The following is a 22,067-nucleotide window of genomic DNA, read 5'->3' as shown; positions in this document are numbered from 1 at the left end:
CCTTCTTTCCTATATTTTTTCATAGCTATCATCAGTACTTGATAACTAAAATATAGAATCCACATCGGGGGGAAACCCCCGACATGAATTCTTATGATGTGGCGTCGCCACAAATCTAGCTTAAGCTAGCTGAATTATTTCTAATTCGGATTATTCACCTAAAGAGTTAAGTGACTTAAGTACAGCTTCAACCTTAGAACCAACTGTATCTGTATAGTACTTCATACCATCTTCAACTGTCATCTGACCAAGAGCAACCTTAGAGATAACTTCGTTTCTAGCTGTGTTGATATCTGTAATGTTGTTACCAAGAGTCTCTGTCATTGGAAGTGGAGTAGCCACATCTGAATGAGAAGAGAACATCTCGAAGTTTTCAGTAACATTTTCTGTTAATGACTTAGCACCAGGATCTGTACCATTGAATGATGCAATAGCAAGAACTGGATCAATGTGATTCTTCTTCATAAGAGTTGTTGGATCTTCTGGAGAAGGTAAGAAGTGGAATTCACCTTCGCTGTATGTGTAAGACTTAACAGCATCGCCTTCCTTAGCTGTAGCAAGTGTTACAGTTTCTGCCTTATCATCCCAGTGAGTTCCCTTAGCACCGTATTCCCAAGCCATCTGTACATCGCCACCATCGAGCATTGTATCGATGAAGTACTTGTAAATACCTTCTGCCTTACCTGCATCAGCAGCAGCAGATGTAATACACCAAGCTGTTGAAAGTCTTTCTGTGTAAGTACCAAGTTCTTCGATTGGGTAAATAGCAACTAATTCTGAGTCAAGACCCTTATTAGCAAGGTTAGTTACTAATGTATCAGCCCATGTACCAGCCCAGTATGTGAATACACCAGATTCTGTTGAAGGATCTGTTGAGTAGAACTTGTTACGAGCCTGTGAAGTTGTCTGACCTTCTGTTTCAGAATCAATGATGCCATCCTTAACAGCGTCCTGAATTCTCTGAAGAGCGTCCTGCATAGCTTCTTCTGAGAAACCATCAACATATTCACCATCAGCATTCTTATAGAATGTATATTCAGCATCCTGATAGAATTCTGGTAAATAGTTAGTATATGGAGCTTCTGTTCCGATCCAGCCTGGAGCTGAAATTACGTAATCTGAAGAAGAAGCATCCTTCATCTTCTTTAAGATGTCATAGTACTCTGAATATGTAAGAGTCTTATCCTTAACATCATCTACTGATAAACCAGCAGCCTTTAACCAAGAAGCCTTGATGTATGTACAGCAACCATTACCACGGAATGGTGAGAAACCATACATAGCTGATTCGCCATCAGCACCTAAAACTACGTTAGCTGCTTCGATCTTCTCTGCAGCTGAGATAAGTCTGCCTGAATTCTTTGTTTCAGAATTTTCCCAAGCATCTGTCATATCCCAAAGGTAACCGTTGTTAGCGTAAAGTGCTAAGTAATCAGATGAAAGAAGAACTACATCAGGAATATCACCTGATGCGAATGTACTTGCTACCTGATCATAATAAGCACTGTGTTCTGGACGGATCCACTCGATGTCAAGGCCTGTTAACTCAGCAAGATAATCATAGAATGCCTGACCACCGTTAGTATCCTTTACAACTGTACCATCGACCATTACTGAAAATGTTCCTGGCTTTTCAACTGAACTCCAGTCCACTGACTTAGACTTAGAGTCGTCGCTTGATGAATTTGAAGCACCACAAGCAACAAGACCCATTACTGATGTAAGTGTTAAACCTACAGCAGTAAGCTTTTTAATTGTCTTTTTCATAAACCTTAAAACCCTCCTTAATTGGTTTTGGGGAACAACCCCCTTTTGTTGGTATTCCCAACATGGCTATATTATCATTTTTGTAATATTTTAACAAGGCTATTTTTAACATTTCTTGTATTTTTTTTGGATTTTTTATGAATGTCAGTGTTTATGCGGGTTTTAAATGTTTACAATTTCTTCATTTTTGTTAAATCTTTATCAAAACTTTAAATTAACAACTTAAATTATAGTTTTCAGAAGCTTAATTTTATGTAAAATGTGCACAAATCATTTTGACATGTTTGATTATTTTTCACTACTTTTACAAATAAAAAGGGAGTTTATTTGTAATTTGACCTTTGTATTGTAACTTTTTACTACTCTTCATTTTTTATTCATAATTTACTACTGTTAATATTGGTCTGCTATATCCTTTTACAGATTTTTTGTTGCACTTTGTTAACAATTTGAATTTCACCCGAGAATTCGTTTTGGAGTTTTTGCACAAAATCATCAATTTTTTCGTTTTCGATAACTAACTTCATGTGCACTTTTTCAGTATATTCTGTTTCTTGAATATCTATTCCAAAGTTATCGCAAATGTATTGTACCTTAGAGAGATTGCCATATTCAAAGTCAATTTCCCCCGTAATTCCATCTATAAGATTAGCAAGTACACTATTATTAAGTCCTTCAATAGTTGCACCCTGATAAGCTCTTACAAGTCCACCAGTTCCAAGTAAGATTCCACCAAAGTATCTTGTTACTACTACAAGGCAATTTGTAAGCTCTCTTGTTGTAATTAAATCAAGTATAGGCTTACCTGCAGTACCTGAAGGTTCTCCATCATCTGAAAATCTCTGGATTTCTCCTTTATCTCCTAACACATAAGCATAACAGTTATGTCTTGCATCCCAGTATTTTTTCTTTAATTTATTAATATACTCCTGGGCCTGCTCTTCATTTTCAATATATAAAACATGGGCTATAAAACGAGACTTTTTCTCGATAATTTCACCAATTCCCTTTTCTAATACTAGTTTCATTTTAATTGCTCCTATATCTCTTTTATGATATAATTTAGACGCATATCAGTCAGACATCTAAAGTTTACACATCTACATCTATACGTAAACTATGTGGTCGCTGGGAGATCAGCTAAGTTTATTTCAATCGAAGTATATTTAGCTTAAGTAAGCAATTCACATTGTTTACTTTCTATTTCATATCTATTCCAGCACACACCTGATATAATATCATGCCATGTACAATCGGTACAAGAAAAATGAGGTGAATATATGAATTACGGTGGACGAGGCATTAATGACAAGAAGAAGCTTCTAAACTCATCTGCCACTAAGCTTGAAACTAAGCTTGGGGTATTTTGTGTAAAGATTCTTCTTATATTTGCTATCGCTATTGTTGTTGGTGGTTCATGTCTAGTCTTTGGTGCATTTCAGGGTATTATCGAGAGTGCCCCTGATATATCTACTATTGATGTATCCCCTAATGGGTATGCTACTAAAGTCTATGATAGTAACGGTGAAGAGATTCAAACTTTAGCCTCTTCAGGCGCCAACAGAACTTATGTAACCCTTGATCAGATACCAGTTGAACTTCAAGAAGCCTTTGTTGCTATTGAAGATGAACGTTTTTATGAACACAACGGTATTGATGTAAAAGGTATTATACGAGCTGCTGCTATTGCTGTAACTCACGGAGGTCTATCGCAGGGTGCCTCAACAATTACACAGCAGTTGCTAAAGAACAATGTATTTAATGCATACAACGAAACTACAATCGAGAAGATAAAGCGTAAAATACAGGAACAATATCTAGCAGTTAAACTAGAAACGGTAATGTCAAAGGACGACATTTTAGAGAATTATCTAAATACTATTAACTTAGGTAATGGATATTATGGAGTTCAAGCAGCCGCAGAAGGCTATTTTAATAAAGATGTTTCCGAATTAACGCTAAGTGAATGTGCAGTAATTGCATCAATCACTAAGAATCCACAGGGATTAAACCCAATCAACTATCCGGATAAGAACAAATCTCGTCAGTTACAGGTTCTATCTAATATGTTAGAACAGGGCTATATAACACAGGCTCAATATGACGATGCTGTTGCAGACGATGTTTATGCAAGACTTGAGGGTCTTACAGTTACTGCATCAAGTTCTACTTATTCTTATTTTGTTGATGAGGTTATTGAACAGCTCACAGATGATTTAATGGAGCAGTATGGTTACACAGAAACTCAGGCTTCTAACCTAATTTATGGTGGCGGCCTACAGATTTATACAACCCAAGACACTGGTATGCAAGAGATTGCAGATGATATCATTAACGATACATCGAACTGGCCAAGTTCAACGCAATTCTCAATTAACTTATCCTTCACAGTTAAGGAGACGGATGGCACATACCACTACTACTCACATAGTACGATGTATACTTGGTTTACTCAGACTAAGGGCGATTCTTCATTTTCATTAACACAGACAAGTGAGGATAAAGCCAATTCCTTAATTAAGGAATACGAAGAGGCTATGTTAGCAGATGGCGGTACACTTTCTTACGAATCAATTGATTTCGTAATTCAGCCACAGGTATCCTTCTCAATGATTGAACAGTCTACAGGATATGTTAAAGTCTTGGTTGGTGGTCGAGGTGATAAAACTGGTAACAGAACTCTTAACAGAGCAACAGATGATGTTACTAGACAGCCTGGTTCTTCAATTAAGCCATTAGTAGCTTACGGACCAGCCCTTGATACTGGTGCTATCACACTTGCAACAGCAATTGATGATGCTCCATACTACTACAGTGGTTCAGATTCAAAACTTGTAACTAACTACGATAAGTCTTACAGAGGTTTAATGACAGTTAGAGAAGCTATTACTATTTCAGAAAACGTACCTGCAGTTAAGGTACTCACACTTATAACTCCACAGGTTGGTTATAACTACCTCGAAGAGTTTGGTATTTCAACACTTGTTTCACCATCTAATGCTATTAATGGTAATCACGATGTGGTTCAGTCATTAGCTCTTGGTGGTATGACACGAGGTGTTTGTAATGTCGATATGACAGCAGCCTATGCAACTATTGCTAATGGCGGTGTTTATACAGAACCTATTTACTATACACAGGTTCTTGATAGTGAAGGCAATGTATTAATTGATAATACAACAGCTAACACTCACAGAGTTTTAAAAGAGACAACAGCATGGCTATTAACTTCAGCCCTTCGTTCAGTTGTTACAAATGGTACTGCTAAAGCTGCTAACTTCTCAGGTCAGCCAGTTTGTGGTAAGACAGGTACAACACAGAACGATACAGATAAGTGGTTCTGTGGTTACACACCATACTATACAGCTTCAATTTGGGTTGGTTACGATGATAACTCAACAAAGGTTAACAACGTAAGCCACACTAAGATTTGGGGCCAGATTATGTCAGCAATTAATAGCTACACCGGTGATGCGGAAGGAAGCTATGAACAGCCAGAAGGCATTGTTCAGACGGAAGTTTGTAGCAAATCAGGTGATTTACCATCAGACCTTTGCTCACAGGATGAAAGAGGTAGCACAATTATTAGTGAATACTTCTCAGAGGACAATATCCCAACTGAGACATGTAGCACTCACGTTAAGGTTACAATTTGTAATGAATCAGGTGCAATTGCAGTAGCTGGTTGTACATCTACAACAACTAGAATCCTTACATTAAAGGAATCTGTAACAACACCACTTGGTGCATCAGATGACGCATCAAATTACACAACGGCAGATGCAGCATACTCTATAACAGCTGATCAATTGACGAATTTCTGTACAATTCATTCAAATACAGCCACGACGACGGACTCAAGTGGAACATCGACGGGTACTAGTAGCTCAAGCACAAGTTCGTCAAGCACTAACACTCAACAAGAAACAGAAAGTTCTGAAGAAGAATCTTCTACAGAAGAAACAACTACTAAGAAATCTTCAAGTTCAAGTAGTTCGAACAGTTCAAACAAGAGCAACAACAGTGCTAACAGTAGCAATAATTAATTAGAATTAAATCTCTAATATAAAAAAAGACTGGTAAGTAAATTATTACTTACCAGCCTTTTTAATTTCTTTATTTTCTTAAAATATCAAGGGTATGACCACCTGCTCCAATCAAATCCTGTCTTTCACAGGTTGATAGATGGTATTTAATGAATTCCTCATACTCCTCTTCTGATAAGGCATTAAGGAATTGTCTAATATAATTTGCAGGGCCATCAGGAGAAATAATCTTCTCTCTTTTAAGTCCTAGTTCTTCATTTAATTCATTAATGTTCTCAATTCGCATATAGTCGTATAAATCCTTAGTAGAAGAAATTGTCTTATAATCCTTATCAAATCTTCCCTCTTCTAGACATTCCATTATATGCTTTTCCTTAAAGGCATAAGTTATAACGCTATATTCATTCATAATATAGGCAACCAAGATATATCCTCCTGGTTTTACAATTCTCTTAGCTTCGCTAAGAGCCTTTAACTTATCTTCCTTTGAAAATAGATGATACATTGGTCCAAATAGAAGTGCCATATCAAAGCTATTATCCTCAAAACGCTTTAACTTAAGAGCGTTACCTTGATATGCCTTTACATTTGCACCCTTAGCCTTTAAAAGGCCTAGGTTATGCTTAACAAGTTCTACTGCTGTTAAGTCATAACCTTCATTGGCTAGGGGAACGCTATAAGCACCTGTCCCTGCTCCAATGTCTATAATCTTGATGTCACTTTTTGAAGTGACACCTTTTAAAATCTCGTCTAAATAAATATGCACATATTTCATAGTTGTAACAAATTCAACATGACCATGTCTAGATAAGAGCCTCTTATCTTCGTTGAACTTATTATAGTGCATCTCTATTTCTGTCATTGCCATTTATAAAACTCCAATTAATGTGATGACACATATTCGCTGGCTTCCTTCGCATATGTACTATTGCTTGTTGAGAAGTCATCAATAATAATCTGATAATAAGTCTTAGCATTCTCTGTATCATTTAATGCTGCATAGCTTAATGCTGCATAATATACATAATTAACGTTAGTACTGTCGCACTTGTAAGCCTTTACAAAATACTGTGCTGCTGTTTCGTATTCTTTACTCTGATAAGCTGACCTACCACTCTGATAGAAGCTTGAAGCTGCATTAGATAAGGTAGCACTTGCTATTGTATTATAAAGTGCCTTAGCTTCATCTGATGGAAGTGAACTTACATCAATATCCATAATATATTCAGCGGCTGCTGTTGTATCGCCGTCAATGTATGCATTTGCACTACTAATTAATGAAACTAATAATGCATTAGAACCGTCTGTTCCTGAAACACCACTAAGCTGTGACTCAAGAGCTTCCTTTTGAGCTGTTAAGTCATCCACCTGTGTCTGAAGGGATGTAACCTCAATATTAGCTGATGAGAGCTGTTCAGAATAATCCGATAATGTCTTGTTGTAATCACTTGTTAAGCCCTTATTTCTTGCTGGCATAACAAGGAACCAAATAAGAGCTGCACCAATTACTACACCTGCTAAAATGTTAATAATTGTAATACCGCCATTGCTTGGCTCTTTATATGTTGATTTTGGAATAATAACATCATTACCGTTAAGAGGCTTATTCTCTTCATTATTCTTCTTACGCTTTGGTAAGAAAGACTTAGAAACATCCTCTTTCTTTAATGCCTGCTTGCGCTTAATTTCAGTATCATATCTTAAGGCAACTGTGTTATTCTTATCCACCTTTAATACATAGTTAATACACTTTTGTGCTCTCTGATCATCATCATTCTTAAGATAGAGAAGAGCAAGAAGCAACTGTGCCTTAAGTAATGAAGGATTAGAAAGTGTAATCTTCTTTAACTGAATAATAGCTAAATCAGTATTATCCTCTTTAGCATACTTTAAAGCCTGATTAAACTTCTTAATAGTACCTGTCACCATCTCAAATCTATTCTGATTAGACTGAATTCTTTTGATGTAGTCACTAGCCACATTGTCATCGATTGCAAAATTCTTAGAAATTACCCACTGTGTAAGGGCTTCAACAACTTCGCCCATCTCGCAGTAAACTAAACCTAAGAGGTTTCTTGCATTAACATTATACTTGTTAATCATTAAAGCAATCTTTAATGTCTCAATTGCACCAGTTAAATCACGAACTTTAGCCTTCTCAAGTGCAAGATTATAATATTTATCTGAAGCCTGGCATGTCTTTTTGTAGATTCTTACATCTTCATTACACTTAGGACATGTATTATTAGCTGTGAGAAGACTTCCACATTTAAAACATCTCATAATAACTACTTGTCCTTTCTATCGCCTGAAATAATATTCTTCATTAAATCTGTAATATCTGGTATATCGTTATTATAAATTGCATCTTCAGCATCCTCTACCTCTAAACTAGGCTGAAACTTCTGAATTTCTTCATCAAAATCTATCATCTATTTATCCTCCAATTCTTAATTAACACATTCTTTTATCTCTCCCACTAAATAAAGAGAACCCACTGCAAAAAGGAGTTCCTCTTCATCATAGGAATTTATAAACTCACCGGCATTATCTACTGACCTAATTTCCTTATTGGTATATTTTGAAAATGTATCAATAATATTTTCCTTAGAAACCTTCCTTAGGCCTCCCACTACTGTTATGTAATATTCATCAAAACAAGCTGATTCCACAAGCTCGCGAATCATCTGGCTATAGTCCTTATCACTAACAACTGAAAAAAGTAACTTAGTCTTCTTATCACTTATCTTGATAATCTCCTTAACAGACTCAATAAATCTAGCAATACCCTCTGGATTATGTCCTCCATCAATGAAGACATTCTTCTTTACTAGTTCCATTCTGCCTGGCCATCTTGTATTCTTAATGCCTATTTTAAATGCTTCTCGATCAAAATTTATCACTTTCTCACGTGCTAAAACTGCAAGCGCTGTTAAACACAGTGAAGAATTCAAAACTTGATATATTCCATTAGACCCTATCGAAAAACAATCATTCTTATAATAATCATTATCAAGGAAAAAATCAATATTTGCCAAAGATATTTCCTTAATATGATACATCTCTTTATTCACACTGTAGATTTTAAAGAAATTATTGTTCGAATTTACTTCATTAAATCTGTTTCGAATTACTTTTGTAACCACCGGATCATTTGAATTAAAGACTAGAGGCACATTTTCCTTAATAATTCCTGCTTTTTCTGTGGCAATCTTCTCAATTGTGTCTCCAAGAATGGCTGTATGCTCAAGACTTACTCCCGTAATTATTGAACAAATCGGACTTTTAACCGCATTAGTTGCATCAAGTTTTCCACCAAGACCTGTTTCTAATACTACAAAATCCACATTATTCCTTTTGTAATACACCATAGCCACCGCCATAAGTAAATCAAAGTAGGCATACTCCTCATCCTTTGCGGCAAGCATTACAGTGTTTAAGCAGGCCAAAAAGTCCTCATCAGAAATATCTATATTATTTATCTTAATACGCTCATTAATCTTAACTAAGTGTGGGGAAGTAAAAAGTCCCACCTTATAATTTAGCTCCTTTAAACAGCTAGCTAGAAAGGCACAACAAGAACCCTTTCCATTAGTTCCTGCTACATGAATTACATTTAAATAATTTTCCGGATTTTTAAGACTCTTAAGAAGTCTAGTCTCTCTTTCAACTCCAGTTTTACTAGCAAACTGTCCTAGCTCGTCTAAATATTTACACGCACTCTCATAATCCTTAAATTGCATTACAAGTCCTCTTTCTAAATCTTACAAGTTTTGTCCTTTAGCTTATGTCGCATTTCTTCAATCCGCGAAAGCTTAGGCTAGATAATATCCTTGCAAAGAAAATTTTCTATCTTTATAGTGGCATATTCCCTTATGGAAATATAAACCTTAATCTCCCTTTCTTCAAGAGATAAATCATAGTAATTATCCTCTTGCTCAATTTCAAGAAGCATCCTCTCAATTTCAAGTCTCTCCTCAAAGCTAAAGCGGATAATTAGATTTTGGAAAATGCTTGGGTCAAATTTAAGCTTATTAAAACGCTTACTCCACTTCCCCATAAGCTCATCTGCCCTAAGACTAAGCTCTGAAAAGCTCTTCTTTTTAAGCTCTGACAAAGTTTCTTTTTCAAGCTCGATACTTTTTTTATTTTCCTCAAGTTGCTCTTTTGTTTGAAGCAATTTATTAGACTTCTTCTCAGCAATATCCGAGCTTCTATCCATTTTACGCTTTGTTTCATTCACCTTATTATAATAGACCTTTGTTTCTGGCTGAGGTCGCTTTTTTTCAAGATAGTCAGCCTTCTTTGCATCAAGCAGATCAAACTCTTTCTTGGCCTCATAAAAGCCCTCCATAACCTCTTTAATCTCCTCATCTAGCTTAAGAGCTGTGGCCTCAAGACTATCTCTTTTCTTTTCTAACTCATCTATCTTTTTTTGAACCGCAATCTCTCCCTTTAGGCTCTCCCTAAAAAGTCTGTCCTTCTCTTTTTCTTCCTCTAAGATTGTGTCACTAGCCCCTGATGGCAGCTTCTCATTACCATAAGAAAACTTCCTGCCTGAGCTCCTACTTAATTTGAAAATGAGTCTCGCTATCAAGATTCTAGAAACCCTTCCAAGACCTCTAATAGTCTGGAATACCACACTTAAATCCACATCTAGAAACTTAAAGGCATCCTCCCCAAGTAATTCTAAGCTAAGCTTTAGCTTCTCCACATCCTTTCTCTTTCTTAGAGCCAAGATAATTCCCTTAGCATTAAAGGCTGTGGGCATAATAGCCTCCTGAAGCTTTCGCTTATTTTCAAGACTAAGTCTAGCAAGGGCCCTGTCTAGTAACTTAATAGTTTCTTTTAAATCATCCTCAGATAGATTTTGCAAATGCGAATAGAAGGCGTTAATTAAAAGCTTCTCGTAATTTGCAGCAATCTCATCAATCTTTGAACCCACCGGCTTATAAAGATTTATATTAAAGCCGTAAGCTGCAATATCCACCAAGGCTTTTGTAAAAATCGGACTTTCAACATCCCCTTCATATTCCTTGCCATTAATCTCCTTGTAAGCCTGCAAAAGCTTTTTATACATGTCCTCCATAAGCTCTTTTCTAGATAGCTTTGAAAGCTCCACATACCTATCCATGACCTCGTCAGAACTTGTCTTATATTTGTAATTTATCACCTGTTTACTTGTAAAGGTTTCTGAAAATGCATTTGCCACATCCGCAAGGCCAGACAAGATGCGGTTTCCCGCCTCCTTTGCCACGCTAGACATATTTACTCCATCAAATAGTGCTATCTGCATTCTTATTTCATTATCAACAAGTAAATTCATAAGCTTTACAATATTAGCCATAATTCTATCCTCTCAAAAGCTTTAAGCCAATCCCCTTTAGGCTCTAGTCAAACTGAAATGTATTAATAATCTCGTTTCCTGCTTCCTTATAAGTTTCAAACTCCTCTTCTGCACAAGCAAAGGTAACAATATAGACCTTCTTGTCCCCTTCATTATAGAAGTAAGTCTGCTGACCCTTCACCACGTATCCATTAGTTGTATAGCTATATATAAGAGAAGTTGTGTAAACTCCGTTAATATCCTTACTCTCTCCATCCTCAACTGCATAGCCAGACTGCACAAGCTTAGTCTTTGCAGCATCTAAATACTTATCTGCATCCATTGAAGAATATGCTGATAAATCTTCAATGATAATATTAAGGTTTCTTGCAAAATCCCCAGTTATATTAGTGTCATAAATCATTAAATCTAGACTTTCATTACTTGTCTTTGCATCTGCCCAGTTACTTGGAGCAGAAATTGTGTAACCTGTTCCCTCGTAAAGGTTACCTAGATTCACCACATTTCCTTCAGAATCCACTTCTGTCACTTCTGTACTCTTATTTGTTGTTCCCTTAGACTTTTTCTTACCTCCGCAGGCAGCCAATGAAAATACACTAATTGAAACTAAACCTAATAGCGCCATTTTCTTTAATCTAGTCTGTAAAGTCTTGCTTATCATATAAGCCCCTCCTTATTTATTATGTGGAAAATGTATCTCCACTTTGTATCCAAAAAATGCAGGAATTCATTCTATCCTGTAAAATTGCTATCTTAAATAATTTTAATACAAAAAAGAACAAAAGAAAAGCGTATAAAAGCTATATCTGTAAAAAACAAACATCTCTTTTATACGCTTAACAATCGTATGAACTAATATTTATAAAAAACTAAAATCTATAATTTAAGACTTTCTAATCTATGATTAGCAAACGCCCTGAGCAAGCATTGCTTCAACTACCTTCTTGAAACCAGCAATGTTAGCACCAGCTACGTAGTTGCCTTCCATGCCGTATTCCTTAGCAGCTTCATCGATATTGTGGTAGATACCAACCATGATGTTCTTAAGCTTAGAATCAACTTCTTCGAATGTCCAGCTAAGTCTTTCAGAGTTCTGGCTCATTTCAAGAGCTGAAGTAGCAACACCACCAGCATTAGCAGCCTTACCACCTACGAAGCAAACGCCGTTAGCCTGGAAGTATTCTGTAGCATCAATTGTTGTAGGCATGTTAGCACCTTCACAAACATACTTAACACCGTTAGCTACTAAAGCCTTAGCATCTTCAAGGTCAAGTTCGTTCTGTGTAGCACATGGAAGTGCAACATCTACCTTATACTGCCATACACCGTGCTCACCATTCTTCTTTGCGAAGTACTGAGCAGATGGCTTAGCTGCAGCATATTCTGTAAGACGAGCTCTCTTAACTTCCTTAACTTCCTTAAGAAGTTCAACATCGATACCTGACTCATCATAGATCCAACCTGTTGAATCTGAGCAAGTAACAACCTTAGCACCTAACTGCTGAGCCTTCTCAATAGCGTAGATTGCAACGTTACCTGAACCAGAAACAGCAACTGTCTTACCAGCGATGTTATCGCTATGGCACTTAATTAACTCTTCTGTTAAGTATAATAAGCCGTAACCTGTAGCCTGAGTTCTTGCAAGAGAACCACCGTATGTAAGACCCTTACCTGTAAGAACACCTTCGTAAAGGTTCTTGATTCTCTTATACTGACCAAACATGAAGCCGATTTCTCTAGCACCTGTTCCGATATCACCAGCAGGAACATCGATGTCAGCACCGATATACTTAGCAAGCTCTGTCATGAAGCTCTGGCAGAATGCCATAATTTCTCTATCTGATTTACCCTTAGGATCGAAATCAGAACCACCTTTACCACCGCCGATAGGAAGTGTTGTAAGTGAGTTCTTGAAAATCTGCTCGAAACCTAAGAACTTAATAATACCTAAGTTTACTGATGGGTGAAGTCTAAGACCTCCCTTGTATGGTCCAATAGCGTTATTGAACTGTACTCTAAAACCTCTGTTAACCTGAACCTGACCATTGTCATCAACCCAAGGTACTCTAAACATGATCTGACGATCTGGTTCTGTGATTCTTTCAAGGATAGCGTTCTTTCTGTAAAGCTCCTCATTCTTCTCTACAACTGGTCTTAATGAATTAAGAACCTCTGTTACTGCCTGAATAAATTCTGGCTGGCTAGCATCTCTCTTTGATACTAAGTCTAAAACTTCATCTACATATCCCATAATTTCAAACTCCTTTAGATATTTTTATAGATGTAGGCTACGTCACATTCTTTAAGCTTCCTTCATTTCTTAAAAAATGTGTCTAACACGTAGCGCTAGCATAGCTTTTATAGGTTTTAAAAGCTGTGTATAAAAGAATTAAAACTCTTTTATATCTCTACCTTGCATATTATAATTTACCAACTTAATTTTGACAAGTTGATTTAGGGTGCCACCTAAATAATTTTAGAAAATCCGAAAAATATTAATTTTAATTTGGTTAAACTATGCTTTTAGCTGGTGTTTAGCTTAATTATATAAAGCGTTGTATGACAAATATTTAACGTTGTCTAACAAATGTAATACATTTTCATAAAAACCCCTTTAGAATCTTAAATATGACACTAGCAAAAACTAATTAAAAAAGCTCCTAGGAGGGAGTTAGTATTCTCTTCCTAAGGAGCTTTTAGTAAAAGCTTTATGACAAAGCTTAATATATTAAGTTGTCTGCTCTCAGACTAAAGATTATTAATCTTACTCTGCTGTTGTTGATAAGCTCTCAACATACTCATCAACGTCAAATGTCTCACCGTTCATAATCTTACTCATAAGCTGAATAGCTGTGTTAACGCTATCATCATCAAGGAATACAACTGACATTCCTGAAAGTCCGTAAACCTGTCCGTTAGCGGAACCTGTTGAACCAGTTAAGCTGTAGCTCTGGATATTCCAAGCTGTTGTATCTGATAGCTGTTCCTTAACCAACTGAGTAATAAAGGATGTTGGCATATCTGTAAGAATCATATCACTTACTGCATCAAGTACTGTTGCGTAATTAGATAGGATTGATGCTGAAGTTGCCTTATTAATAATACCCTTAATAGCAGCAATCTGGTTACGTGCTCTCTGGAAATCTCCATTAGCAAATGCCATTCTCTCTCTTACGAAAGCAAGTGTCTGCTCACCATTAAGTTCATTCTCACCCTCATTGAATGTGAAGTTCTCATACCAAGCATTATCACCATTAGTAAATGCAACCTCTGAATCAACTGTAATTCCTCCAAGTGCATCTACAACGCCGATACAGCCTGAGAAATTAAGTCTTACATAGTAATTAACATCAATGCCGTAAAGGTTCTCTAATGCTTTAATTGTATTATCAACACCTGCATTACCTGCATGTGTTAACTTATCAAGTCCCGACTTACCACTATCTGTCCCAATAGTAATGTAAGAATCTCTTGGTGTAGATACAAGTAAAATCTGTCTTGTATCTGGATTAACTACAGCTAAGATATTAACATCACTATGTCCGTTATACTTAACTGTTCCATAATCATCATTTCCTGAAACAAAGATAACAAATGGCTCGCTTGCGCTTACCTTATCTGCCTCTTCAACTGTAATAGTTGTAACAACTTCAACTGTACCAATAACCTTGATATTAGATGCTAAGGTATCATCTGCTTCTTCAAGGGAAGTAAGCATCTCCTCAGAAACTAAAACTGCCTGTACATCTGAGTTATCTAAAAGTTCATCGATTGTTGTGTCCCAATTATCATAAGTCTTAAGAGATGGATGAATATTATTCTCCTTCTCTAGCTGATTAACAGCACTTGCATAAATTTCATCATCTGTAATATCAGAATAAGCATATGTGTACTTAGCTGTGTCTGCAATTGACTCTGCCTCATCATCAGATAAAACAATTACATCCATAATATCAGTTCTTGATGTAACACCCGTAATCTTTGTAAGAGTACTTACAACCTTTGCTGAGAAAATGTAACAATATAACATTACAAAAGAAAGTAATACTGCTAGTATCTTTCCCATAAATTTCGAATTAGTAAACTGCGATGTAAAATCGTAAAGTAGCACACATACAAGGAAAACTGTAAGCGCTATCATATATTTCGTTGGTAATATATCTAATATAAAAACATTCTTAAGCATTAACACTGTTAAAACCAACTGTATTAAAACTAGGATAATTCCTATAACAGTAGCCCAACCACGCCTTTTCCTTCTACGTTCTTTCTTTGACAATTCATCTTTATTAGCAAAAAGATATTTCATGTCATTTTTTGATCTGGTAAAGAATCCTGCCATAAATGGCCTCCTTAATTTCTTTTTTATCCATAATTTTGCCATTTCGCGGTTAAACAGCACTTATAAATCTAGCACAAAATCGTGAAAAAATAAAGTCTATCTACTTATAATCATTAATATGCTCTTCTGCATACTCATCTACATTAAACACATCACCATTCATTGTCTTAGACATTAAATCATTAGCCATGGCAATACTTGCGTCATCTAGATATACAACAGACATATTCTTATAGTGATATACCTCACCTGTAGGACCCTTACCTGGCTCTGATGGTGTACCTGTTACTGCATAGCTTTGGATGTTCCAGCTCTTACCATCAGATAACTGCTCTTTAACAAGATCAGTAATAAAGGATGTAGGCATATTTGTAAGAATCATATCACTAGCTGCATCTAATACCTCATCGTATTTTGTAAGGATTGCCTTTGATGTAGCCTTATTAATAATACCTGTAATGGCTGCTTCCTGATTCTCACCTCTCTGGAAATCTCCACGAGCAAAGGCATGTCTTTCTCTAACAAAGGCAAGTGTCTGCTCACCGTTTAAGTGATTAATACCTTCGTTAAAGTGGAAATTTTCATACCAAGCATCATCACCATTAGTAAATTCCACGCTTGAATTTACATCAATACCGCCAAGGGCATCCACCACATCTATACAACCTGTAAAATTAATTCTTAAATAATAATCAATATGTAAGCCCTCATAGATATTCTCTAAGGCTATAATTGAATTATCAAGACCCGAATTACTTGCATGTGTCAATTTATCAAGACCTGATCTTCCATCATCTGTTGTAATAGTTACATAGGAATCTCTTGGTGTTGTTACAAGTAAAACCTGCTTTGTATCAGGATTTATAACCGCTATGATATTAACATCACTACGTCCTGTATATTTTGCTCTACCAAATGCATCATCTCCCGAGAGATAAACTACAAATGGATCATCGGCATCTACCTTCTTAGACTTCTCTAATTCGATTTCTGATACCACTTCCACACGACCTAAGATTTTTATTTCTGAAGAAAAATTCACATAATTTTCTTGTAAGGAAATCAAACTATCCTCTGAGATTAAAGCTACCTGAATGTCTTTATTTTTCTCTAATGCACTAACTACAGCATCCCAATCACTGTAAAGATTAGTCTCAGGAGTAATCTTATCTTCCTTTTCTAATTTTCCCATCGCTGATTCATAAATATCAGCATCTATCATATTGCAATATCCGTAAGTATAATTTGCTGTATCTGCAATAGACTCCGCTTTGTCATCTGCAAGTACAACCACATCAAAGACGTCTGTACGAGTTGTAACTCCGGATATCTTCGATAAAGTATCTACAACTTTTGCTGAGAAAATGTAACTATATAGCATCAAGCCTGAAAGGGCAATCGCTAATATTTTTCCCATTAACTTTCTTTTACTAAACTGTGTAATAAAGTCAAACAAAAGCACAAACACCAAGAATAGCGTTATAGCAAGCATATACCTTAAAGGTAAAATGTCTAGCGTTATAGCATTCTTTAGTACAAGCACTGTTAGTACGAACTGAATCAAAACTAAAATCAAGCCTATAACAGTTCCCCATGCTCTCCTTTTTCTTCTTCGTTCCTTTTTTGATAAGCCATCTTTTTTTGCAAAAAGATATCGCATATCATTCTTCGTATTTGTAAATATTCCTGCCATGATGGTCTCCTTATTAGTTTATTTCCATAACGTTGCCATTTAGCAGTTAAATAGCATTTCTATAATTTACCACAAAATGCAATAAAAATTAAGATTCTAACGTCATTTTTTATATTTTTGTTATTTCTCGTAACAGCTTATTATGTTTATATTTCCTGCTAGTTTTTGCTGTTTACTCTTCTCCGGCATCTGAGTATCTACCGTAGTATTTTCCATAATATTTTCCATAGTACTTATTATCGTTTACATCTACCTTATTAAGCACAGCCCCTAGAATAGTTGTATTAGTCTTTTTAAGCTGCTCTATGGCTTTTTGCGCGTATTTATAGCCCACCATATTAGAACCTACAACAACCACAGTTCCATCGCATTCCTGAGCTACAATAGCACTATCAATTACGCTACCAATAGGTGGCGTATCAATAATTATATAATCATAAAGATCTCTTAAAACCTTAAGCAGTGTCTTAAAGACCTTATTGCCTAAAAGCTCTGTAGGATTTGGTGGAACCGGGCCCGAAAAGACCACATTTAAATTGTCCACATTAGTTCCATACATCACATCCTCAAACTTATTAATTCCTGATAGAAAATGTGTCAAGCCCTTTACAGACTTATTAATCTTATATCTACCTACAAGGACAGATTTTCTTAAATCCGCATCAATAAAAATTACCTTTTTACCAGCCTCTGCTAAGGAAACTGCTAAGTTAAAGGAAACAGTAGATTTTCCCTCGCCTGGTGTAGTGCTAGTAAACATAATCGTCTTAATATCAGAACCACACAACTGAATGTTAGTACGTAGATTTTTATAAGATTCATTTGCCCTGTAGTCTAACTTAATCAAACGCTCAATATTTATAGTCTGCATATCTACTTCCCTCTTTTCTTTGACTTTTTCTTAGATAGCTTACTTCTTCCATCATCCATTTCCTTACAAAGAGGAATCATCGAAAGTGTGCTAATTCCAAGGTATTTCTCCACATCTTCGCTAGTCTTAATTGTGTCATCAAAAAGCGACTTAACAATAATTACTCCCGAAGAAAAGATTATTCCTAGTAAAACACCAATGATTGTATTTCTCTTAATGCCTGTAGACTCAGGAATTGTAGCTATATTGCCCTCTTCAATAATCTCTACATCTTCAATATGCATAATCTCGCAGATTTGTGTTGCTGAAAATTGAGCAATAGAGTCGGCAATTTCCTTAGCCCTATAAGGATCTGGATTCTTTACAGAAATTTGCAAAACTCTTGAATCTGAAATTGTAGTAACAGAAATCATATCTGAGAGCTCAGAAGTAGTCATATCAAGGCTTAAATCCTCAATAACATACTCAAGAACCGGTCTTGACTGTACAAGGATAATATAATCCTTTGTAAGCTGTGTTGAAGTTTGCAAATCTGTTAAAGTGGTCGTGGAATCATCAGCTCTATTAAGAACATAGAGTTGAGTAGTTGAATCGTAAACAGGAGTTATAAAAAACTTCGATGCTAGGAAAGTCGCCGCACCAAATAAGGCTCCTGTAAAGATAATTAAAATTATTTTGTCCCAAAGAATAGAGAAAAGACGACCAAGGTCTATTTCTCTTTCACCTGCTTTATTATTATCCATTTAAAACCCCTCTAATCAATAAATTCATCCCTAATAATTCTATCAGGATTATCTTTCGAAATCTTTTTAGCATAGTCATAGCCATACTTATTAGACACCCATTGCACCACATCACCCATAATTGGGCATCTCCTACCTGCGGTATGGGCATCGGTAGCTATAACATCTACTAATTTTCTCTTAAGCAAATGTTTCGCAAGCCTTTTTGCATCAGCGCCCTCTTCTCCAACTAGGGCATCTGCGTTAATCTGTAGGATTGCACCTTTTCTCTTTAGCTCTTCTGCTAAATCCTCATTAAGCATAATACTTGGATATCTCTCGATATGAGCAAGTATCGGAATTAGTCCTTCGTTTAAAATGTTTACCACTCCGTTTCTAATTGTCTGTCTGCTATCCCTATAGTCAAACTCAACTAAAACATACCTAGAGTGATTTATTGTCATGCCCCTAGCCTTAATAGACTTAGGAATATCCTGGCTATATAGAACTTCTCTACCAGCATATAGCTTAAAGTCATCATAAAGCTGTGTGGCAATTTTTTCAATTTCTCCAACTCTTCTTTCTATCTCTGCCTGTGGCAATCTACATTTTATCGGATGATAATGAGGCGTACAAACCAGTGTCTTTATGCCATCTTCATGGGCAAGCTCTAGCATTTGCACAGTAGTCTTAATATCTGCTGCCCCATCATCTGTCTCCGGTAAAACGTGGATATGTAAATCCGTCATCGAATAATCAATTCTCTTTTTTAATAATAACATCCCTCTTATCCCCTCTTTAACTGTCTTTACTCTTAGTAATCTAAGGGTTTAATTAAAGCAAATACTCCTCAATAATTGCTGCAACACCGCAATCCTCGTTGGATGGTGCAATTACATCGGCATATTTCTTTACTTCGTCATAGCCATTCTCCATAACCACTGATAAAGCTGCTACTTTTAGCATTGGAATATCATTCATGCCATCTCCACAAGCAATTAGCTCATCAGTTGTAAGGCCAATCTTTTCAAGTAATATTTTAAGAGATTCGTCCTTTGCAACATTTGCAGGAACCACTTCTAGGAAGTAATCCTCTGAGAAGAAGGCATCTACCTTACCTTCGTACTTAGCAAGAATTGCATCTCTAACTGGTAAAAGTTTTTTATGTTCACCTACTACTAAAAACTTAGAAACCTCGTAATCCACGTAATCAATAAGGCTATCTACCTTCTTAACTGTTGTGTAATTACATTTCGCCTCACGAACTACATAAGGGTCGTCATCACTTTCGCAAACCACAGTTGTATCCTCATAAGTAAGCGCCCAAACTCCATTGTCTCTGGCAAATCTGCATACATCCTCCATACAATCTCTTGGAAGTATGCGCTTATGAAGGCATTCTCCTGTTTTGCAGTCAATGATCTGACCACCATTATAGGCAAGTATATAACCGCCTCTCTCCTTTAGCTCTAAGGCGTCGGCTATTGGCGTAATACCAAATAAGGGTCTTCCTGATGCTAGGATAACACTTACTCCTTTCTCAATAGCCTTAAAAATTGCCTCCTTATTTCTCTCTGGCAATTCCTTATTATTATCTGTTAATGTCCCATCTAAATCTAGGGCAAGTGCTTTATATTTCATAACTAAATCCTAACTGGAGAAAAACTCCTATTTTCTTAAATTTATCATATAATTTCATTATTTACAATATGCTTTACATTTTTGCTTCTAGTAAATCCTGACCTCGCATTGTAATAAGAGGTGCTCCTTTATTCTCGATATAGTCCTTTGTAATAGTTACAGTTCCAATATTACTGTCCTTAGGAATCTCAAACATAATATCAAGCATGAACTCTTCTATGATAGAACGAAGAGCTCTAGCACCGGTTTCTTTCTTAATGGCCTTCTTAGCAATAGCTTCTAGGGCATCATCAGAAAATTTAAGCTCTACCTCATCAAGGGCAAGGAGCTTTTGATACTGAGCAAGAATGGCATTCTTTGGCTCTTTTAAAATCTTAATATAAGCTTCTTCATTAAGCTTTTGTAAGCTATACACAATTGGCAATCTACCAAGGAATTCTGGAATCATACCGTATTCTCTTAAGTCCTCTGTAGTTACCTTAGATAAAATGTTAGTATCCTCGTCATACTTATCCTTTAAATCAGCGTTAAAGCCGATTGAAGCTGACTTTGTAAGACGATTCTTAATAATCTCTTCAAGATCTGGGAAGGCTCCGCCACAGATGAATAAAATGTTACTTGTATCCATAGTTACAAGTGGCACCATAGCGTTCTTGCTAGTTGCACCTACTGGTACCTCTACCTCGCTACCTTCAAGAAGCTTTAGTAAGCCCTGCTGAACTGACTCACCAGATACATCTCTACTTCTTACTTCCTTCTTCTTTGCAATCTTATCTATCTCATCAATAAAGACAATACCCTTCTCTGCCTTCTCTACATCATTATCCGCTGCCATTAAAAGCTTTGATAATACAGATTCAATATCATCACCAATATAACCTGCCTCTGTAAGAGATGTGGCATCTGTAATAGCTAGTGGCACCTGAAGGATTCTTGCAAGAGTCTTTACTAAATATGTTTTACCTGAACCAGTTGGTCCAATCATAAGCATGTTAGACTTCTCAATTTCAATCTCTTTTTGAGTATCTGTTGCAACTCTCTTATAGTGATTATAAACAGCTACAGACATAACCTTCTTTGCATAATCCTGACCAATAACATAGTCATCAAGCTTAGCCTTGATTTCATGAGGAGCAGGCAAATGTGCTAAATCAATTTCAGGGAAGTCCTTCTTCTTTTCTTCCTTCTTCTTAACCTTACCCTTCTTTGTCTGATTCTCATTATTAGGCGTAAACATATTCATACCAAATCCATTTAAATAGTCATTAGGTAATGGATAGTTATTTAACTGGTCGAAAGTTCTTTGCATGCAGTCATCACAAACTGTAATGTTATTAGGTAAATCAATCATTCTACCCTTAACCTGAGACTCTGATCTTCTACAGATAACGCAGAACTTCTCATAGCCTCTTTTATTAGTATCATTAGAATTATTATCATCCTTAGTTTCAGAATTATCACTAGTAGATGTATCTACTTCTTTATAATCATCATTACTCATGAGTTAACCTCCAATATCACGTAAATCTAAACTTATTCCTTTGATATTATATCATAGCGTTAATTTTAAACCCATAAAATAAGCATAAAAAAATCTTTGGAGATTATTATCTCCAAAGATTTTTTATAAATATATCA

17 protein-coding genes are annotated in these 22,067 nt (G+C 36.1%); 1 reads left to right on the top strand and 16 read right to left on the bottom strand.

Features of this window, described 5'->3' with window-relative positions:
• Positions 1-150: 150 nt before the first annotated feature.
• Both BLQ66_RS02350 and BLQ66_RS02345 read right to left on the bottom strand, forming a co-directional pair.
• On the bottom strand, positions 151-1,767 hold the full coding sequence (locus tag BLQ66_RS02350; RefSeq protein ID WP_074520746.1) for a type 2 periplasmic-binding domain-containing protein: 1,617 nt from the start codon (positions 1,765-1,767) through the stop codon (positions 151-153).
• Positions 1,768-2,174: 407 nt separating this feature from the next.
• Positions 2,175-2,795 carry a YigZ family protein gene (locus tag BLQ66_RS02345; RefSeq protein WP_074520745.1) on the bottom strand — a complete coding sequence of 207 codons (621 nt, stop codon included), beginning with the start codon at positions 2,793-2,795 and terminating at the stop codon, positions 2,175-2,177.
• A gap of 252 nt (positions 2,796-3,047) precedes the next feature.
• On the opposite strand from BLQ66_RS02345, the gene BLQ66_RS02340 reads away from it, so the two are divergent.
• On the top strand, positions 3,048-5,813 hold the full coding sequence (locus tag BLQ66_RS02340) for a transglycosylase domain-containing protein (protein WP_074520744.1): 2,766 nt from the start codon (positions 3,048-3,050) through the stop codon (positions 5,811-5,813).
• A 70-nt stretch (positions 5,814-5,883) separates the two neighbouring features.
• On the opposite strand, the gene BLQ66_RS02335 is transcribed toward BLQ66_RS02340, so the two are convergent.
• The 14 genes from BLQ66_RS02335 to clpX form a co-directional block, all read right to left on the bottom strand.
• On the bottom strand, positions 5,884-6,675 hold the full coding sequence (locus BLQ66_RS02335; protein WP_074521056.1) for a class I SAM-dependent methyltransferase: 792 nt from the start codon (positions 6,673-6,675) through the stop codon (positions 5,884-5,886).
• A gap of 20 nt (positions 6,676-6,695) precedes the next feature.
• Positions 6,696-8,096: a tetratricopeptide repeat protein gene (locus BLQ66_RS02330; protein WP_074520743.1), complete on the bottom strand. Its 1,401-nt coding sequence runs from the start codon at positions 8,094-8,096 to the stop codon at positions 6,696-6,698.
• Between the two features lie 5 nt (positions 8,097-8,101).
• Positions 8,102-8,245, bottom strand: coding sequence for a hypothetical protein (locus BLQ66_RS11955; RefSeq protein WP_169449133.1), 144 nt, complete (start codon positions 8,243-8,245; stop codon positions 8,102-8,104).
• A gap of 18 nt (positions 8,246-8,263) precedes the next feature.
• Entirely contained in the window at positions 8,264-9,556 is a 1,293-nt protein-coding gene (locus tag BLQ66_RS02325; protein WP_074520742.1) for a bifunctional folylpolyglutamate synthase/dihydrofolate synthase, read from the bottom strand.
• Between the two features lie 77 nt (positions 9,557-9,633).
• Positions 9,634-11,160 (bottom strand): hypothetical protein, encoded by a 1,527-nt coding sequence (locus BLQ66_RS02320; protein ID WP_074520741.1) that lies wholly within the window; start codon positions 11,158-11,160, stop codon positions 9,634-9,636.
• 43 nt (positions 11,161-11,203) lie between these two features.
• Positions 11,204-11,821, bottom strand: a complete 618-nt coding sequence (locus tag BLQ66_RS02315; protein ID WP_074520740.1) for a DcrB/PsbP domain-containing protein — start codon at positions 11,819-11,821, stop codon at positions 11,204-11,206.
• A 243-nt stretch (positions 11,822-12,064) separates the two neighbouring features.
• Positions 12,065-13,411: an NADP-specific glutamate dehydrogenase gene (gene gdhA, locus BLQ66_RS02310; protein ID WP_074520739.1), complete on the bottom strand. Its 1,347-nt coding sequence runs from the start codon at positions 13,409-13,411 to the stop codon at positions 12,065-12,067.
• A 513-nt stretch (positions 13,412-13,924) separates the two neighbouring features.
• Positions 13,925-15,502, bottom strand: a complete 1,578-nt coding sequence (locus tag BLQ66_RS02305; RefSeq protein ID WP_074520738.1) for an LCP family protein — start codon at positions 15,500-15,502, stop codon at positions 13,925-13,927.
• A 100-nt stretch (positions 15,503-15,602) separates the two neighbouring features.
• On the bottom strand, positions 15,603-17,195 hold the full coding sequence (locus BLQ66_RS02300) for an LCP family protein (RefSeq protein ID WP_074520737.1): 1,593 nt from the start codon (positions 17,193-17,195) through the stop codon (positions 15,603-15,605).
• Positions 17,196-17,367: 172 nt separating this feature from the next.
• Positions 17,368-18,066 (bottom strand): polysaccharide biosynthesis tyrosine autokinase, encoded by a 699-nt coding sequence (locus BLQ66_RS02295; protein WP_027430227.1) that lies wholly within the window; start codon positions 18,064-18,066, stop codon positions 17,368-17,370.
• Positions 18,067-18,068: 2 nt separating this feature from the next.
• Positions 18,069-18,809 (bottom strand): YveK family protein, encoded by a 741-nt coding sequence (locus tag BLQ66_RS02290; protein WP_074520736.1) that lies wholly within the window; start codon positions 18,807-18,809, stop codon positions 18,069-18,071.
• An 11-nt stretch (positions 18,810-18,820) separates the two neighbouring features.
• On the bottom strand, positions 18,821-19,570 hold the full coding sequence (locus BLQ66_RS02285; RefSeq protein ID WP_074520735.1) for a CpsB/CapC family capsule biosynthesis tyrosine phosphatase: 750 nt from the start codon (positions 19,568-19,570) through the stop codon (positions 18,821-18,823).
• A gap of 52 nt (positions 19,571-19,622) precedes the next feature.
• Positions 19,623-20,429 (bottom strand): Cof-type HAD-IIB family hydrolase, encoded by an 807-nt coding sequence (locus BLQ66_RS02280; protein ID WP_074520734.1) that lies wholly within the window; start codon positions 20,427-20,429, stop codon positions 19,623-19,625.
• 73 nt (positions 20,430-20,502) lie between these two features.
• Positions 20,503-21,930 carry an ATP-dependent Clp protease ATP-binding subunit ClpX gene (gene clpX, locus BLQ66_RS02275; RefSeq protein WP_074520733.1) on the bottom strand — a complete coding sequence of 476 codons (1,428 nt, stop codon included), beginning with the start codon at positions 21,928-21,930 and terminating at the stop codon, positions 20,503-20,505.
• Positions 21,931-22,067 lie beyond the last annotated feature (137 nt).

Origin of the sequence: Lachnospira pectinoschiza, from assembly GCF_900103815.1 — a bacterium.
Classification (GTDB): domain Bacteria; phylum Bacillota; class Clostridia; order Lachnospirales; family Lachnospiraceae; genus Lachnospira; species Lachnospira pectinoschiza_B.
This window is presented reverse-complemented; position numbering and strand designations above follow the sequence as displayed.

Coding starts and splice junctions, on each gene's coding strand:
- BLQ66_RS02350 (WP_074520746.1), bottom strand. CDS start 1,767: ATGAAAAAGACAATTAAAAAGCTTACTGCTGTAGGTTTAACACTTACA.
- BLQ66_RS02345 (WP_074520745.1), bottom strand. CDS start 2,795: ATGAAACTAGTATTAGAAAAGGGAATTGGTGAAATTATCGAGAAAAAG.
- BLQ66_RS02340 (WP_074520744.1), top strand. CDS start 3,048: ATGAATTACGGTGGACGAGGCATTAATGACAAGAAGAAGCTTCTAAAC.
- BLQ66_RS02335 (WP_074521056.1), bottom strand. CDS start 6,675: ATGACAGAAATAGAGATGCACTATAATAAGTTCAACGAAGATAAGAGG.
- BLQ66_RS02330 (WP_074520743.1), bottom strand. CDS start 8,096: ATGAGATGTTTTAAATGTGGAAGTCTTCTCACAGCTAATAATACATGT.
- BLQ66_RS11955 (WP_169449133.1), bottom strand. CDS start 8,245: ATGATAGATTTTGATGAAGAAATTCAGAAGTTTCAGCCTAGTTTAGAG.
- BLQ66_RS02325 (WP_074520742.1), bottom strand. CDS start 9,556: ATGCAATTTAAGGATTATGAGAGTGCGTGTAAATATTTAGACGAGCTA.
- BLQ66_RS02320 (WP_074520741.1), bottom strand. CDS start 11,160: ATGGCTAATATTGTAAAGCTTATGAATTTACTTGTTGATAATGAAATA.
- BLQ66_RS02315 (WP_074520740.1), bottom strand. CDS start 11,821: ATGATAAGCAAGACTTTACAGACTAGATTAAAGAAAATGGCGCTATTA.
- gdhA (WP_074520739.1), bottom strand. CDS start 13,411: ATGGGATATGTAGATGAAGTTTTAGACTTAGTATCAAAGAGAGATGCT.
- BLQ66_RS02305 (WP_074520738.1), bottom strand. CDS start 15,502: ATGGCAGGATTCTTTACCAGATCAAAAAATGACATGAAATATCTTTTT.
- BLQ66_RS02300 (WP_074520737.1), bottom strand. CDS start 17,195: ATGGCAGGAATATTTACAAATACGAAGAATGATATGCGATATCTTTTT.
- BLQ66_RS02295 (WP_027430227.1), bottom strand. CDS start 18,066: ATGCAGACTATAAATATTGAGCGTTTGATTAAGTTAGACTACAGGGCA.
- BLQ66_RS02290 (WP_074520736.1), bottom strand. CDS start 18,809: ATGGATAATAATAAAGCAGGTGAAAGAGAAATAGACCTTGGTCGTCTT.
- BLQ66_RS02285 (WP_074520735.1), bottom strand. CDS start 19,570: ATGTTATTATTAAAAAAGAGAATTGATTATTCGATGACGGATTTACAT.
- BLQ66_RS02280 (WP_074520734.1), bottom strand. CDS start 20,429: ATGAAATATAAAGCACTTGCCCTAGATTTAGATGGGACATTAACAGAT.
- clpX (WP_074520733.1), bottom strand. CDS start 21,930: ATGAGTAATGATGATTATAAAGAAGTAGATACATCTACTAGTGATAAT.